This window comes from Methanolobus chelungpuianus, assembly GCF_024500045.1.
Classification (GTDB): Archaea; Halobacteriota; Methanosarcinia; order Methanosarcinales; family Methanosarcinaceae; genus Methanolobus; species Methanolobus chelungpuianus.
The window spans coordinates 256701-270899 of record NZ_JTEO01000004.1 but is presented as its reverse complement, the minus strand read 5'-3'; the positions used below and the strand labels follow the sequence as shown (position 1 = coordinate 270899).

Here is a 14199-nt window from a genome sequence, read left to right as displayed (position 1 = left end):
CTTCTCCTTAGCTGTCATCCTCGTCCTTGTTTTGTTTTGAGATACTATGGAACTCCCGGAACATCAGCCTGAGGACCCGGTCCTTTATTAGATCCCGATCCTTGTAAGTAGATTTATAGTAGATCCTTATTTTCATGCCTTCCTTGTCAGAATCTAGCATCATGGTCACCCTTGTGGAAACTGCTTTACTTGCTTCCTCTGAGAGCCTCTCCAGCAGACCATCAAGGTCCGTGGATATTTCATCGAGATTAACAGGCATTTTTTTCAGGTAAAGATCAAATTCATTACTGAACCGGTTTTTCCCATAGTTACGGATAGGTTTTTCCAGGAACATCTTGTTAGGCAGCTTAAAGAAATCCTCATACGTCTCAGGGGAATCATCCAGCAGTACGTAGAACATGCCTATATGCTTGACAAGCCCTTCGACCCCTTCGATACTTATGTAGTCCCCGATCTTGAACGGCTTTTTAGTCAGGAGAATGAACCACGCAATGTAAGACAGGATAACGTCCCTTATAGCAAAAGCAAAACCGGTTGCTATCAGACCGAAGAATATCGCTATGTTCTGGACCGTTATTCCCAGCTGTACAAAGATAAAGGCAGTAGCTATAGAGTACAGCAAACCTATGTAGGCCTTGGTGAGCAGTATCTTCTGTTCAGGTTCAAATGTATCCCCGAGGAAGTTCACTATCCTGTTAACCGTTAACCGGGCGATGACAGAAGTCAGTGCATACGAAACAAGGATAGTGATGATCAGCTCCACATACTCCATGATGGGCTGAGGTATGTTGATGAGACTCCGCTGGTTGGCAAAGACTATGGATGCCATCACAAGGCTCAGGAACACGAACAGCAGGATAGTCCTGTTCAGAAACGTATGCTTGAGCCGTCCAGTAAACTCATTGAGCGTTTTTCCGTTTTTCTTCCCATTGGGTGGCTCTGTGACCATACAAGCACCTTTTTCAAAAGCTTTTACCTACCATGGTTTTGATGCTTATATAGGTTTATGCCGAACGAGACTACAGACAGCATTGGTCCCCATAGTTCTCCTGTGTGTCCTCACCCGGTTAGTAGCAGAGGTGTGCCTTAAGAATAGGGTTTGGGTATGTGGGGGGTGGGTGGTACGTTGAGAACAAACACACCTCGTGCCGTAACTCTAACGAATAGTTATAATTGTCCATTGTTTTAAAACCTTACGGGTAACACTATATCCTTATTTCTTTTGCACTGACGGGTTTTCATATGTGTTTACACATATTTTTGATCCTTTTTCCAAAACCTCGAGAAAAACAGGAAAATCGGGCCATACTTCAGCGCATCCTTGTTTATAAACATTGGTTCAAAAACGATATGGTATATAGGGCCAGATAATCCTGCATGCAAAATGGGACAGGAGAGAGGGAGATATATAATGATCACTAAAAAGAAAGTCACGATCTGTTTTTTTACGGCACTGCTCCTCATTGCGGGCGGTAATGCTGCGGCACAGACTGAAGTCAACATCACACCCGTGGCAATGGAGGAGGCGGACCAGAACGATCCTGCAGTGTATGCAGATACCGTCGTATGGACCGACTGGCGCAACTCCAATATAAGTTCTGATGAGCAGGCTCTATGGAATGCAGACATATACATGTTCAACATATCGGCGGGAGAAGAGATGCAGATAAGTGCAGACGAGTCCCTGCAGATAGGGCCGAGGATATACGGGGACAGGGTCGTGTGGACAGACACCCGCAACGGAAGCGCTGACATATATATGTACAATATCACATCCTCAGAAGAGACACGACTGACAGATAACGAATCAGACCAGTGGTATCCTGACATATACGACGACAGGGTAGTCTGGGAAGATACCCGCAACGGGAACGCAGACATATATCTTTATAATATCACATCGGGAGAAGAGGTACAGATAACCGACGATGAGGCTCCGCAGGTGGACCCCGTGATATACGGGGACATCATAGTGTGGACAGATACGCGCGACGTGAATCTCACAACGGATAACGGGAACCTGACACTGCAGGATGTGCTGAGCTCCAACGCGGATATCTACATGTACAATATCTCCTCAGGTGAGGAGATACAGGTGACAAACAATACTTCCTGGCAGGAGGGACCCGCCATCCATGAGGACAGGATAGTATGGGCCGATATGCGTAATGCTGACCTGACATCAGATAACTGGCTGGAATGGAATGTGGACGTATACATGTACAATATAACCACCGCAGAGGAGACACAGATCACCACAGACGAATCAAACCAGTTCCTCCCCGCAATCTACGGGGACAGGATAGTATGGGAGGATTACAGGAACCACGATACAATGGCTGATACGAACACAAGCCCGGAGGTAGGCTGGAATTCGGATATATATATGTACAATATCTCATCGGGAGAGGAGAGCCAGGTAATAACCGATCTTTCCTCACAGGAGTATCCTGCCATCTATGAGGACACTCTCGTGTGGGTGGACATGCGTAGCGGGTATTTTGACATATACATGACCGATCTTGCAGAGACAGAGCAGCAGGGTCAGTAGAGATGTAAGACAATTAAGGGAAAAAGTCATTGAGAAGATGATTGACAGAACATGGAAAAGTGAAGAGCAAGATCTTGCTCTTCATTCCGATATGGCCCTGAGGAAATCCCTTTCGGTTATTATACCGGCGAGGTAGTCGCCTTCCATTACGGGCAGCGAACCGATATTGTTCTCTGCCATGATCCGTGCTGCTTCGCCCATATCCGTTTCCGGGCTTATCTTTACTGTGTCCTTTGATATAAGGGGAAGTACAGGTTCATCGAATGCTTCATGGATGTTGCCGGTAATAAGCTTTTCAAAGGCGCTGCCTTTACCCAGGTAATGCATGATGTCAGAGGCAGTGACTATGCCCGCCACATGCCCGTTATTGACTATGGGGATCCTTCTGAAGCCGTTGTCGATCATTATCCTTGCTGCTTCGCCGATGGTGGTGTCAGGAGATGTGGTCCTGACCTTCCGGGTCATGTATTGCGACACAGGCTTGCTGGAAGCGATGCTTGCTGCAAACCTTATCAGGTCCTTTTCAGTACAGATGGCCTCAACCCTGCCCTCACTGTCGACTATCGGTAGCCCGCTTGTGTTATTGTCAAGCATGGTCTGTATGGCATCATCAATGCCAGCATTATCCCTTATGCTGACGACATCCTCCTGCATGATCTCCCGCACAGGAGAATTGATAGCAGACAACAGGTTTCCATGATGGCGCTCTTCCACGAGCAGGTTCTTGCTGCCGCCTCCCAGGAAATCGATGATGTCTACTGATGTGACAATACCTTCCAGCCTGTTCGTGCCGGCATCTGCCACCGGGATCCGCCGGAAGCCGTTACCTGTCATGGCCTTGATGGCGTTTATGATGCTGGTCGTAGGAGGCATGGTCACGACCTCCCTGCTTGCCACGGCCATAACACCGCCCTCATGCTTTGATATCCGCTCATCGAAGTCGACAGGGCTGGCTTCCGTTATAGGGCTGTTATTAAACAATATCGAACTTTTCTGCTGAGCAGCCCTGCCATTGGAATGCAGGTTTTGCCGCACTCTTGCCTCGTTCTCTGTGATCCTAACATTGTCCCTTATAGTCAAATATATCACCACACTTTTTTGCTATGTCTAACCCCTTTAAAAAGAAGGAGCGAAAATACGGAATACATAATAGATGTTTGCGAACATATGTTGCCGTAAAAAGAACCGGATATCATAAGCCCGTTCCTTCCAGACACGCTCTCAGCAGATCATGCCTGTCCGCAATACCCACCAGTCTACCCCCGTCCGTAACGCTGATCCTGCCGATGTCATTGCGAAGTATCTCCCCGATTGCCTCACTTATCGAGGACTCCGGAGCTACCGAATACAGAGGAGTGGACATTACCTTTTCCACCCTCATAGAACCACCGGAACTTCTTCCGTGCATATTTGCGGTGCCTATCCTGGCATAACCCGCCTTTATTATATCAATCCTGGTAACAATTCCCATTGGTTCTTTTTTGTGGGATACCACAGGGATGCCGGTGTAATCCCAGTGAAGCATATTGTCCCATATCCTGGAAATGCTATCGTCCGGATACGCTGTCTCTACCTTGGCTGTCATTATCTCTTCAACAGAGGCGGGAGACCTCTTCGTTGGCTGAATATGCCTCAGGAGGTCTACATCGCTCAGTATACCGACGATCGACCTGTCAAGGCTCGAACTCACCACCGGTGCATGGTGCTGTTTTGCATCCAGCAGCTCCCTGGCGGCCCTTAGAAGGTCCATATCCGGTGTTATCAGGGGTGTTTCCCGGATGTATCCCCTAACGGTCACATTGGACTTACTGGACCTGATATTAAGCACGTCCTGATCCGAAAGGACACCCAGCACCCTGTTCCCCTCGTCCACCACGGGAAGAACTCTGAGAAAATTATCCCGGATCACCTGCCGGGCATGAGTCATGTAGTCGTCCTCCCTGATGGATACAGGGTCTTTTGACATTACTTCTCCAACTGTTATTCTTTCACTCCCTGGGGTAAAAGCTCACACTACAGCACATCTTCCCCAAAGAAAAAATGAATCCGCAACTATTTAAAACCAACCTCTGGAAGGCGTAACCAGTGGCATGAGAACTATGTGAGACATGACCGCCCTCAGAGGACGGATACGACCCTAGTTCTCTGCCGGAAGTTTCCTTGAGGCAAGGAACATGGAAAGCATCTCAAGATCCTCATATGGGATCTGCATTTCCAGAAGGACCGGCTTGGAATGGAACTCCGACAGCTCCAGTTCATAGGATTCCACATTCTTCTGCCACTCCCCGATCAGCCTGGACCTTTCCCCGGAGGAAATATCAGACTTTGAGAGGGTGTCAATTACCCAGGAAGCAAAATCCCTGATTATCAGAAATCCCACAGGACATGGCTGCAGGCCAATGGTACTGCCTGATGTGTTCACCTTGAAGGGATACAGGCCGCATACCGTGGGCCTCCTCTCATATACGTGGCACCTGCCTGTGTCGTTAAGGAAGGAACACGGAGCCTGCATAAGATAAAGACTGGGTGAAGTAGCGTCATTACATATCTTCCCTGCCCTTGCGGGATCAAGGGAGGACAGCACCTTCAGCTCATCCTCGAACATGTGTATCTGCCCTTTGCTGCAGCAATGGGACTGGCATGAGGGCGGGCATTCGTAATGCCTGAGGATGCTCTGGATGATATCATAACGGACTGCCCTTTTTACGGCCAGGCTGATGGCCACGCTTTCTCCCATGATCTTTTTCACCGACTCTGTCTTCGTTCATAAAAGAATATAAGAGCGGAATAAAAAGACAGGAAGGATATAATGCTTTTGCTGGCGGAGCGATCATGCTCTTTAACTCTTTAATGCTCCTTCGGTCCTTCACTTTTTCTCTCATCGCTAAGCAGGCTGCCATCTTTGAAAGTGATCACCCTGTCAACATAGTCGATGTGCCAGGGTTCATGTGTTACCATCACGATCGTCTGGCCATATTTCTCATTCAGGTCCTTGAATACGTCCAGCACCTGTTTAGAATTGGCGGTGTCCAGGTTGGCACAGGGCTCGTCGGCAAACAGGATGTCCGGTTTCTTTGCAATGGCCCTTGCGATCGCCACCCTTTGCTTTTCGCCGCCAGACAATTCATCGGGAACCCTGTCATGCTTTCCTTCCAGGCCAACCTTTTCCAGCGCCTCAAGGGCAGTCCTGTACGATTCCTTCTTTGATTTCCCTTCCATCAGCGAAAGCAGGTACACATTTTCGGCGGCGCTCATCTCACTGATAAGCGCATAGTCCTGAAAGATATAACCGACCTGTGTCAGCCTGTAATAGCTTCTTTCTGCTTCAGGCAGGCTTGAAACCTTCAGTCCCCTGATAGTATATTCCCCGCCCGTTGCATCGTCCAGGAGTGCCAGTATCCTTAGCAGGGTTGTTTTCCCGCTTCCGGATGCACCCATTATGGCTACGAATTCCCCTTTGCTGATCTCGAATGAGACACCTTTGAGTGCCCTGACAGCCGTATCTCCCGTGCCGTAGCACCTTTTCAGGTCCTTTACTATTATCATTTTTACCTTCCCCAGATCGCTTTGAGTATGCTTTCCCTTGATACGCTCCAGGCAGGGAGTATCCCGGCTATCACTGACAGCGTAAGCATGGTGGCTATGCTCTGGACAAGCAGCACGGGATCAATAGTGGGCCTTATCTGCATGGTTTCATAGAATGTTACCGGATTTGCCTGGAAGTAGAGCATAAGCGATAAGTACAGCACCAATCCTGCGGATATTCCCAGGGAAACATAGAAGGTGCTGAGGAATGCATAGGACAGCACAATGGACCTTGGGGTGATACCCACTGCTTTGAGGATGCCTATCTCTTTTTTCCGGTTCAGCACATTGATGTAGATTATGATGAGCACCAGTGCCGCACCCACAATCAGGCTCACGATCTTGGACATGGTATCTATGGCGCCCATGCTTTGCATTGCCTGCCTTATGAGGGACTCCGACTTGTCAGCCCATGTAAATATCTGCTCATTCACGCCCGCTTCCCTTATCTTGTCCTGTATCTGTGCTTCCGTCCCCTGTTCTTTAACCCTGACCACTACACTGGTGGCTTCTTTTCCTTCCAGGCCGTACACATCCTCGATCTCTTTGTAGTGGACCAGGGCATTGAGATCGACAACCTCGAATGTGCCTTCCATGATGCCTTTGACCTTGTATATCCTCTTTACCCCGTTGCTGTACGTGACGTCAACAAATGCTCCCGGCCTTACTTCGCCCAGGTTGTCATATATCTCTGATCCGAAACCGGTCCCTGCGATCATAGCGCCAATGATGATCTCATCCCTGGAGAGATCGCTTAAGAAATCCCCTTCAGAGATGATATACGGATACCGGGAGATCTCGTATTCTTCTGTGGGAAGCATTCCGGTTATCGTTACACCTACGACCTTCTGCTTATGGTTGATGGATGCACCCACATCCAGCCTTTTTGTAGCGGCTCTCACGCCTTCCACAGACCTGACCTTACTCAATACGCTATCAGCATTGTTGATGTAGGTATTATCGCCGGTCGGCTCAATGACGATATCCCCGTAGGGATAGTCCTGCATGAACCCGGTGAACAGGCTTGAAAGCCCTCCTATCATTGACGGGAGGAACACCAGGTTCATGAAGATGAGGGAGAGGACAAAAACTATGAAAATGAGGGTTTTCTTGTTCCCTCTTTTTACACTGCAATATGCAATGAGGGCTCCCACCCTTATATCATTGATCATGCCGGGCCCTCATTCTTTCTTGCTGCCATCCGAATTGCCATTGCCTTCCATGAGCTGCCTGATGACCGCATCTTTTGATCTTGTGGTCCTGTAATTATAATAGATAAGGCCGCCGATAACTGCCAGGATCAGCAGTACGATTATAGCTGTTCCTGCCCCGCTGCTCTTTTCCATAACAATGAGATTGATGTTCGTTCTGATCTGCTCCTCTCCGAAATCATCACTGTATGTTATGGTTACCGGCAGCTGGTATTCTCCTGCCTCATCCGCTACAAAGGTGATTACGGCAGGCCCGTCTTCATTGGGGTCAAGGGTTCCGATGAAAGATTCCTTCAATCCCTTGAACGGGTGATCGTAATAGACCCGTACAGAATTTATGGAATTGTCGCCGGAGTTCTCGATTCTCATTGTCAGTTCGACAGTATCCCCTTCGTAAGGAAGGACCGGATCGACCTTCACAGATGCGACGTTCAGGTTCCCTTTCCTGTCAAGCACGGTCAGCTGGATGTCATATTCGTCCCTCTGCTTCCCGTAGTCGTCTTCATAGCTTATTATAACAGGGATGACAAATGTCCCTGCCGTGCCTGCCTTGAACTTGAACAATGCTGTCTGGTTGCCACCTGTGGCAAGGGAGCCGACAGTAGAGTTGGTTATCCCCTTAAAATCATGATCCAGGTTGACTACCACGGATTTTGCTATCCCTTTACCGAAATTCTCTATTTCCAGACTCAGATCGACAGTATCTCCCTCATAGATGTATCGGGGATTTGTCCTGACAGAGGATATCCTTGGCTCTGCATGTTCGCCTGTCACAATCACTTCGGCATCATAATATTTTACCACGTATGCATCGTCACTTCCGTATGTCAGCCTCATTCTTATGATATGAGGGCCGGGTTTTGCATCAGGGGTCGTCCTCATATGGTACCTCAGCTGCCTTTCGCTGTCACGGTACACGAATTTTGGAATATAGGCGACCAGGCTCTCTGTGACTATGATATCCGGAGGGATGCGGATTATCTCAAAAGTGATGTTCTCAGGGACCCTGGTGCCGCAATTCTCAAGGCTGATACCTACGGTGAACTGTTCATTGATGCCTACCGAACTGGGACTTATGTCTTCCACGACCGCTGTCAGGCACTCATCGCCGGCAGATACTGCCTGGACAGTGTTTGCTCCTGCCAGAAGGATTACAAGTATCAGCAGGGCCATGTATGTCTGTTTTGTAGTGTGATTCATTCCGTGATCATCTCTTTTTGTATTTTTTCCGTAAACTCGATCAGGTTTTTAAAAATCAGATCCAGTGCAACCATTTGCCGGTAATATTGTTCTATTACCCTGAGTGTCCTTTCGGAACCTTCAGTTTTGCTGTTCCTGCATTTTTCAATTATGCCGGGAAGGTCGTTCAGCGCAGGGGCTACCATGAATTCACTTTTGGTCCGTATTGCAGCAATGGTCAGCGTCAGCATATTCCTCTGAACTGAGAAGTAGAGCTTCTTTGAACCGGGCTTCTTTGTTTTCTCCACGAGTTTTATGCCGCTGAGCAGTTTCATTGTTGCACTGACTGCCGAAAAACTATATCCCGTAAGTACAGAAAGCTCTTCCAGTGTCACCGGGCCCGGCTCAGAATACAGGATTGCGACCAGCCTGGAAGACAATTCGTCAAATCCCTGGGACTTTATCCCCTGATACACCAGATTCTCAAATTCCTTTTTTGCAGTCCTCATCATAACCACATTTACGCGATTTCCAGTGATTACAATAAATGTAATAAATTAACATATATCATTTTTGGTGGTCATGATGGGAGTTGAAGAGAGAGTTGAATGGAAGTAGCGAGTGATGAAGCAAAATACAAAAGCTGATAAGCCTTTTAACCTGAACGCTTATGTAATGGAAAAATTGGAAACGTAGAGGGATTATAAAAAGTGAAAATGTTATTTACCCTTTTTAGTCTGTTTCTTCTTTGATACACCCAAACCTGCTATACAACTAATTTTATCATCAAAAGACAAATTTTCGAAATTTCGTCTGCCGTCGCCTGTCATCATTTTATTCATTTGTCCTTTTGAGGTCTTTGGTCCTTTTGTTTCCCCAAAGGGGTTCATGTCTAATAACCCTTTATTACTTTTCTTTGCCATTTTGTCACCTACTTAATATGTTCAATATAATAATATAATAATTACTTTGTGAAATTACATTTTGTTGCTTCATCTTGCAATAAATGTCATCTCGGATTTTACTAGGAGCATCTTTATCGCTAACGTTAACAACAATACCAATCATTTTCGGATAATAATTTGCATAGTCAGTGAGTTGATTAAATAGCTCCTTCTTAACTTGCGCACCACCTCTATGAACTTTTAGTTCAATTCCGATAGAATCATTAACTGAAAAATCAACCCTATGTCTTCCATTTTTAGATTCATATTTTATTTCATATCCGTGTCTTTCTCTCAAAACTCCAAAAGCTTGAAACAAATCATCTTGATAATCTTTTTCGATTTTGTTTTTGCCATATCGAAGTTTAACTTCATTTTCTAAAAAACTAATTATATTCTCAAAATTAGTATCCATTTTTGATTTTTCAACATTTTGAGAAAAGCTATTATAAGTCCTCTTTGTTTTTCTTAATTTTAGATTAGTATGAGATTTAGAATGAGCTGAATCGTCTTTTATAAAAAGTGAAACTATCAGGATAAGCAAAACAAAACCTAAAAGATATGCAATGTTTGTTAAATCCATTGCATTCGCCTTATCATATATATTCCAGTGTTTGGGCAGTTACATACAATATATAACCTAATATCATTAGAACGAAAATTAAACGGAAAGCTTCAATAACATTATCTGTTGGACTCATACTTAGACCTTCTATATTATTAATGACTTTTTGCTGACTAGTTAATTATCTAACTAATTTGTCTCTTTTATCTTGACAGAAGATATTTAATACTTAAATAATATATATGTTTCTATTTTTTATTGAAAAGTTTTAACTAGACTAGAGTACAAAAAACTCGAAATAACCATTACTCAGCTTTTGTGCAATCAAAAACCAGAACCTATCAAAAATGAACGTTTAAAACAACGGCCTTTATGAAACTAACCAACAATACAAAAACCGCATGCGGCTGCCGGGATTCGAACCCGGGTTAAAGGCTTGGGAAGCCTCTGTCATACCGCTAAACCACAGCCGCGCGCATGATACATCCTTAGTATTACTTCTGAGATTAAAGGCTTTATGGTATCGGGGGGTCCGGTCAGGGGTATTCTCAAAGGGAATACCTGGCCTTCTTGCGGTCGTGTGCAACCGGGGCTTCATTGCTTCCCAGGATGCCCAGCTCCTCCATGATAATGCAGAGCAGGTTGTGTCTCGTCTTTTCCCTTGACTCGAACGTGGCCCTGTACTCTGTGGTGAGCTTCAGGCCGTCGTGGTCGGAATCCAGGTGGAAGCGGGCGTCTCCGTAGCCGGCGGACCTTGCCTTCTCCCGGATGCTCTCTATGCGGTCGTCGAGATATGCAGGGATGTCCTTCAGGTAATAATCAAAGGTCAGCCTGAACTTGCCCTTACCGTGATTGGTGATGGTTTTCTCGAGGAATACCTTGTTGGGTATCTTATGGAAGTCCTCGTATGTGGAAGGAGTGTGGTCCACGACCACATAGAACAGGCCGATATGCTTGACCATGCCTTCCTCGTCCCCGATCTCAATGTAATCGCCTATCTTGAAGGGCTTCTTTGTGAGAAGGATGAACCATGCGAAGTAGGAAAATATGACATCCCTCAGGGCAAAGGCAAAACCCGTAGCAATAAGACCAAGGAATATAGCCATGTCCCTGGAATCTATGCCAAGCTGCCAGAACACCACCAGTGTCGACAGGGCGTATATGAAAGCGACATAGATCTTGCTGAACAGTATCTTCTCTTCCTGGGTGCCTGCACCATCAAAGCGGTCGGGAACCAGGTAGATGGTCAGCTTGATAAAGACCGTTGCAAGGGTATATGACACCAATATGGTGACAATCGCCTCCAGGAAGACAAGGATCAGCTCGGGAACAACTATGTATTCCTGCCTGATCGCTATTATGGCGGCCTGGAGGGGAAGGATCACAAACATGAAAAAAAGTATCAGCTTGTTGAGAGCCTTGTTGATCGTCCCTGCCTTGACCTTCACTTTGGTCAGTGCTTCGTCTGCACGTTTTTTCCTCAGTATCTTACTAATGGGCATAATCCATCGGGGTAGTCGTTAAAGCGTGCAATGGGGATATTATTGGGGAATACACATGGGGAATTTACTAAGCGGTCCTGTGTTTTTCAATTATCTCCTCGAAGGAGTCGGCAACATACTTTAAGTTATCCCTTCCGACCTGATAGGTGCTGAGCTTGAAATACTTGGTCAGTCCCGACTTGATGCCGTGGATGTTCCTTTCCTTAAGTTCCCGGTACAGGAAATAGCGGCCTTTCTTGGCTTTCTGGGATATCTCGTAAAACACCGGCGCCTCAAAGAACATCAGGTCATGATTGTGCGGCCTCTCACCCTTCTGCACGATGCCAAGGTCGGCCATCCTTGAAGAGAACCACCTGGCGTCCGCCACCTCATTGTCCCAGTTCCTGGTGCGCTGCACCACATGCGGGAAGGAGGCTATCATGGTCATTACGGGAGCACCTCTCACGGTGCAGCCCAGCAGCTCCACTTCCTTGGCTGGATGCGTCGGGGATTTTGCAAATACCGTATCAGCATATTCCTCCCTGACACCCAGGATGCCTATAGGTCCCGAGGAAGCCATGGACTTGTGCCCGCTTCCCACGATGAAGTCAGCTCCCAGAGCCTTTGCATCGATGGGCATCCTGCCTACTGAGTATGCCCCGTTCACCATCAGAGGTACGTCATAGCTGTGGCAGATATCGGATATCCTCTTCACGTCCGCAAGGTTACCATAGCTGCCGTCGGGGTAGGTCACCTGTGCAAGTGCAGGCGGTCTTCCGGTCTTATTGATAACTTCCTCTATGACCGTTGCATAGCCTTCAGCATCCGTCCTGTACTCCGGGCTTTCACTGTGCGGAACTGTGACAACGTTGAGCCTTGCACGCTGGGCGGCAACAAAGGAAGAGTAGTGCGCCACCTTGTCGAGGACCATGTAGTCCCCTTCCTTTGCTATTGAATGCATGACAGCGAACTTGGATTCCCTGGCCCCGTGGGTGAGCCTTACAGCATCGGTATTGAGAAACTCGGGTAATGCGCTGTGAACTAACTCCTCTATCGGCGGTTTCTTGATAAGGTCCAGCACACCGCCGCAGAAGTCACACACCGAGTAACCGTCTCCCCATTCAAGGAGTGCACGGCGGGCCTCTTCCGTAAGCTTGCCGCCTGTCTGGAGCGGATCGATATTGATCGCATCCTTCGGTTCACGTGGGATAAAACCAAACTTCTTCAGTGCTGCATCATCAAGTGCCATCGTCTTCACCTGCAAGGATTCTTATTACAATTACCTTTTTGCATAGTGACCCAATACTAATTAAGAATATTCATCGAGGCAAGCCGGGAAAAGATCATGTGAAAGACAGGTGACATCTGCAGGCGCAAAGCTGCACCCGCCTGGCCCCACGAGCAATGAGCAGAAAGAGAAAATGCACCTTGGGAAAGGTGCTTCATGCCTCTACGGCCTTTGAGAAAACAGTGATGAACTCGTCGCACTGGGAAACCAGCACCCTGAGAGCATCCTTTATGACTTCAATTGGATCGGCGCCGTCTGTTTTAACAAAGAGCACAGGGTCGCTGATAGAAACGTGTTTCATGTCGTAGGTCGCTATCTGCACCCTGCTGTCAGCAAGGAGGACCGACTTGAGCATGTTGAGAAGGGTATGGGTCTCGCCCTTGATCTCAAGATGCATCTCGTCTCCGGTCTTATCAATGATCTTCAATTCCATCTTTATCTCACCTTAGTAATAAATATTCAGATTATTCCGGTTCCGTAATCGGAAGATAGTTTTCTCTTCTCAATATAACCGCATGAAGGGCACTTGAGCTTGTTGCCGTCTTTCTCAAGGACTGTCCTGCACCTGGAGCAGTTGGCCCTCATGACGCCAAGCGACTCTTCGGCAGTGCTCAGGCGCATGTTCTGGGTATTGATCACCCTTGCCTTGACGATGTCGGACATGGAGAACTCCTGCGAGAGGTTCTTTACATAGGAGTCCCTCACATTTGAAACGTGGATAGCTGCGGGACCATCCATCTGGAACTCGCGCTCTCCCTTGCCCTTGATGGCACCGATCTCCACAAGGACGACGGATTCACGTATGTTGCTTATGCTGCCAACGACAATATCCCCTTCACTGAGCTGCGGTGGTGTCTTAGTCTTGGGAAGCACGGATATCACCCTTGAGTTCCTGTCAACATGTACATATCCCGTACCTATCGAATGTATGTCCCCTACATCAACATAGGTGCCTTTACCGGCTGTGAACTCTTCCGTAGTACCTATCAGATCACCGGGCATGACAAAAACACTTTCTTTTGCATCCATTTTGTATTCTTCCTTTGAACCGCTCACTGGCGGAGTCTTGATTTTTTCTGCCTCAGGTTCTTCGGCCTTTGCCTTCGCTTTTGCAGCAGAGTTCTTCCTTGCCCCTGATTTTGCAGCTGGCGCTTTCTTAGCTGCCGCTTTCTGGTTAAAGGCTTTCTTGGTTTCTGCAGGTTCGGCCCGGGCAAGGGGGGCTTCAACAGATGTATCAACTTCACTGGCCTGCACATCCCCGGAAGTGGAGGACTTTATCTTTCTGCGTGAAGTCTTTCTCCTATTTCTTATCCTAATTAGCATCCCTCTTATGAAATTGGAATTGGGTTAAAAGTTTGAAAATACTGATCCTCGAATAAAACAGCATTATGCCTT

The 14199-nt window shown here is 47.1% G+C and carries 15 protein-coding genes and 1 tRNA gene; 1 reads left to right on the top strand and 15 read right to left on the bottom strand.

The genetic code is table 11. The annotated features are described in order from the left end of the window. Positions 1–7: 7 nt before the first annotated feature. Positions 8–949, bottom strand: coding sequence for a mechanosensitive ion channel family protein (locus tag PV02_RS05840; protein WP_256622442.1), 942 nt, complete (start codon positions 947–949; stop codon positions 8–10). A 462-nt stretch (positions 950–1411) separates the two neighbouring features. Here PV02_RS05840 and PV02_RS05835 point away from each other — a divergent pair, with 462 nt between their 5' ends. After that, positions 1412–2551 carry a hypothetical protein gene (locus PV02_RS05835; RefSeq protein WP_256622441.1) on the top strand — a complete coding sequence of 380 codons (1140 nt, stop codon included), beginning with the start codon at positions 1412–1414 and terminating at the stop codon, positions 2549–2551. Positions 2552–2632: 81 nt separating this feature from the next. Here the strand turns inward: PV02_RS05835 and PV02_RS05830 are convergent, their stop codons facing one another. From PV02_RS05830 to PV02_RS05765, 14 genes are all read right to left on the bottom strand, one after another. After that, on the bottom strand, positions 2633–3640 hold the full coding sequence (locus PV02_RS05830; protein WP_256623064.1) for a CBS domain-containing protein: 1008 nt from the start codon (positions 3638–3640) through the stop codon (positions 2633–2635). A 103-nt stretch (positions 3641–3743) separates the two neighbouring features. Beyond that, positions 3744–4517, bottom strand: coding sequence for a CBS domain-containing protein (locus tag PV02_RS05825; RefSeq protein ID WP_256622440.1), 774 nt, complete (start codon positions 4515–4517; stop codon positions 3744–3746). Positions 4518–4688: 171 nt separating this feature from the next. Beyond that, entirely contained in the window at positions 4689–5300 is a 612-nt protein-coding gene (locus PV02_RS05820; RefSeq protein WP_256622439.1) for a YkgJ family cysteine cluster protein, read from the bottom strand. Between the two features lie 98 nt (positions 5301–5398). Then, positions 5399–6097: an ABC transporter ATP-binding protein gene (locus PV02_RS05815; protein WP_256622438.1), complete on the bottom strand. Its 699-nt coding sequence runs from the start codon at positions 6095–6097 to the stop codon at positions 5399–5401. Positions 6098–6099: 2 nt separating this feature from the next. Beyond that, positions 6100–7308 (bottom strand): ABC transporter permease, encoded by a 1209-nt coding sequence (locus PV02_RS05810; protein ID WP_256622437.1) that lies wholly within the window; start codon positions 7306–7308, stop codon positions 6100–6102. A gap of 9 nt (positions 7309–7317) precedes the next feature. Next, entirely contained in the window at positions 7318–8547 is a 1230-nt protein-coding gene (locus PV02_RS05805) for a COG1361 S-layer family protein (RefSeq protein WP_256622436.1), read from the bottom strand. After that, positions 8544–9035 (bottom strand): GbsR/MarR family transcriptional regulator, encoded by a 492-nt coding sequence (locus PV02_RS05800; RefSeq protein WP_256622435.1) that lies wholly within the window; start codon positions 9033–9035, stop codon positions 8544–8546. The genes PV02_RS05805 and PV02_RS05800 overlap by 4 nt, the downstream gene beginning before the upstream one ends. Before the next feature lie 210 nt (positions 9036–9245). After that, complete coding sequence (locus PV02_RS05795) at positions 9246–9449, bottom strand: hypothetical protein (RefSeq protein WP_256622434.1); 204 nt, start codon at positions 9447–9449, stop codon at positions 9246–9248. A 4-nt stretch (positions 9450–9453) separates the two neighbouring features. Continuing rightward, complete coding sequence (locus PV02_RS05790; protein WP_256622433.1) at positions 9454–10053, bottom strand: GxxExxY protein; 600 nt, start codon at positions 10051–10053, stop codon at positions 9454–9456. 384 nt (positions 10054–10437) lie between these two features. Beyond that, positions 10438–10508 (bottom strand) — tRNA-Gly (locus PV02_RS05785). A 75-nt stretch (positions 10509–10583) separates the two neighbouring features. Next, positions 10584–11537, bottom strand: coding sequence for a mechanosensitive ion channel domain-containing protein (locus tag PV02_RS05780; RefSeq protein ID WP_256622432.1), 954 nt, complete (start codon positions 11535–11537; stop codon positions 10584–10586). A 67-nt stretch (positions 11538–11604) separates the two neighbouring features. Then, the gene (pscS, locus tag PV02_RS05775; RefSeq protein ID WP_256622431.1) at positions 11605–12765 is read right to left on the bottom strand and encodes an O-phospho-L-seryl-tRNA:Cys-tRNA synthase; all 1161 of its coding nucleotides are present in this window, start codon (positions 12763–12765) and stop codon (positions 11605–11607) included. A gap of 193 nt (positions 12766–12958) precedes the next feature. Next, a complete protein-coding gene (locus tag PV02_RS05770; protein ID WP_256622430.1) occupies positions 12959–13237 on the bottom strand; it encodes a DNA-directed RNA polymerase subunit L in 279 nt (92 codons plus the stop codon). A gap of 26 nt (positions 13238–13263) precedes the next feature. Then, the gene (locus PV02_RS05765; RefSeq protein WP_256622429.1) at positions 13264–14127 is read right to left on the bottom strand and encodes an exosome complex RNA-binding protein Csl4; all 864 of its coding nucleotides are present in this window, start codon (positions 14125–14127) and stop codon (positions 13264–13266) included. Positions 14128–14199 lie beyond the last annotated feature (72 nt).

What these genes read in the sequence shown, in the direction of transcription:
- PV02_RS05765 (WP_256622429.1), bottom strand. Translation starts at nt 14,127, where the DNA reads ATGCTAATTAGGATAAGAAATAGGAGAAAGACTTCACGCAGAAAGATA.
- PV02_RS05770 (WP_256622430.1), bottom strand. Translation starts at nt 13,237, where the DNA reads ATGGAATTGAAGATCATTGATAAGACCGGAGACGAGATGCATCTTGAG.
- PV02_RS05815 (WP_256622438.1), bottom strand. Translation starts at nt 6,097, where the DNA reads ATGATAATAGTAAAGGACCTGAAAAGGTGCTACGGCACGGGAGATACG.
- PV02_RS05795 (WP_256622434.1), bottom strand. Translation starts at nt 9,449, where the DNA reads ATGGCAAAGAAAAGTAATAAAGGGTTATTAGACATGAACCCCTTTGGG.
- PV02_RS05790 (WP_256622433.1), bottom strand. Translation starts at nt 10,053, where the DNA reads ATGGATTTAACAAACATTGCATATCTTTTAGGTTTTGTTTTGCTTATC.
- PV02_RS05825 (WP_256622440.1), bottom strand. Translation starts at nt 4,517, where the DNA reads ATGTCAAAAGACCCTGTATCCATCAGGGAGGACGACTACATGACTCAT.
- PV02_RS05840 (WP_256622442.1), bottom strand. Translation starts at nt 949, where the DNA reads ATGGTCACAGAGCCACCCAATGGGAAGAAAAACGGAAAAACGCTCAAT.
- PV02_RS05780 (WP_256622432.1), bottom strand. Translation starts at nt 11,537, where the DNA reads ATGCCCATTAGTAAGATACTGAGGAAAAAACGTGCAGACGAAGCACTG.
- pscS (WP_256622431.1), bottom strand. Translation starts at nt 12,765, where the DNA reads ATGGCACTTGATGATGCAGCACTGAAGAAGTTTGGTTTTATCCCACGT.
- PV02_RS05800 (WP_256622435.1), bottom strand. Translation starts at nt 9,035, where the DNA reads ATGAGGACTGCAAAAAAGGAATTTGAGAATCTGGTGTATCAGGGGATA.
- PV02_RS05805 (WP_256622436.1), bottom strand. Translation starts at nt 8,547, where the DNA reads ATGAATCACACTACAAAACAGACATACATGGCCCTGCTGATACTTGTA.
- PV02_RS05835 (WP_256622441.1), top strand. Translation starts at nt 1,412, where the DNA reads ATGATCACTAAAAAGAAAGTCACGATCTGTTTTTTTACGGCACTGCTC.
- PV02_RS05810 (WP_256622437.1), bottom strand. Translation starts at nt 7,308, where the DNA reads ATGATCAATGATATAAGGGTGGGAGCCCTCATTGCATATTGCAGTGTA.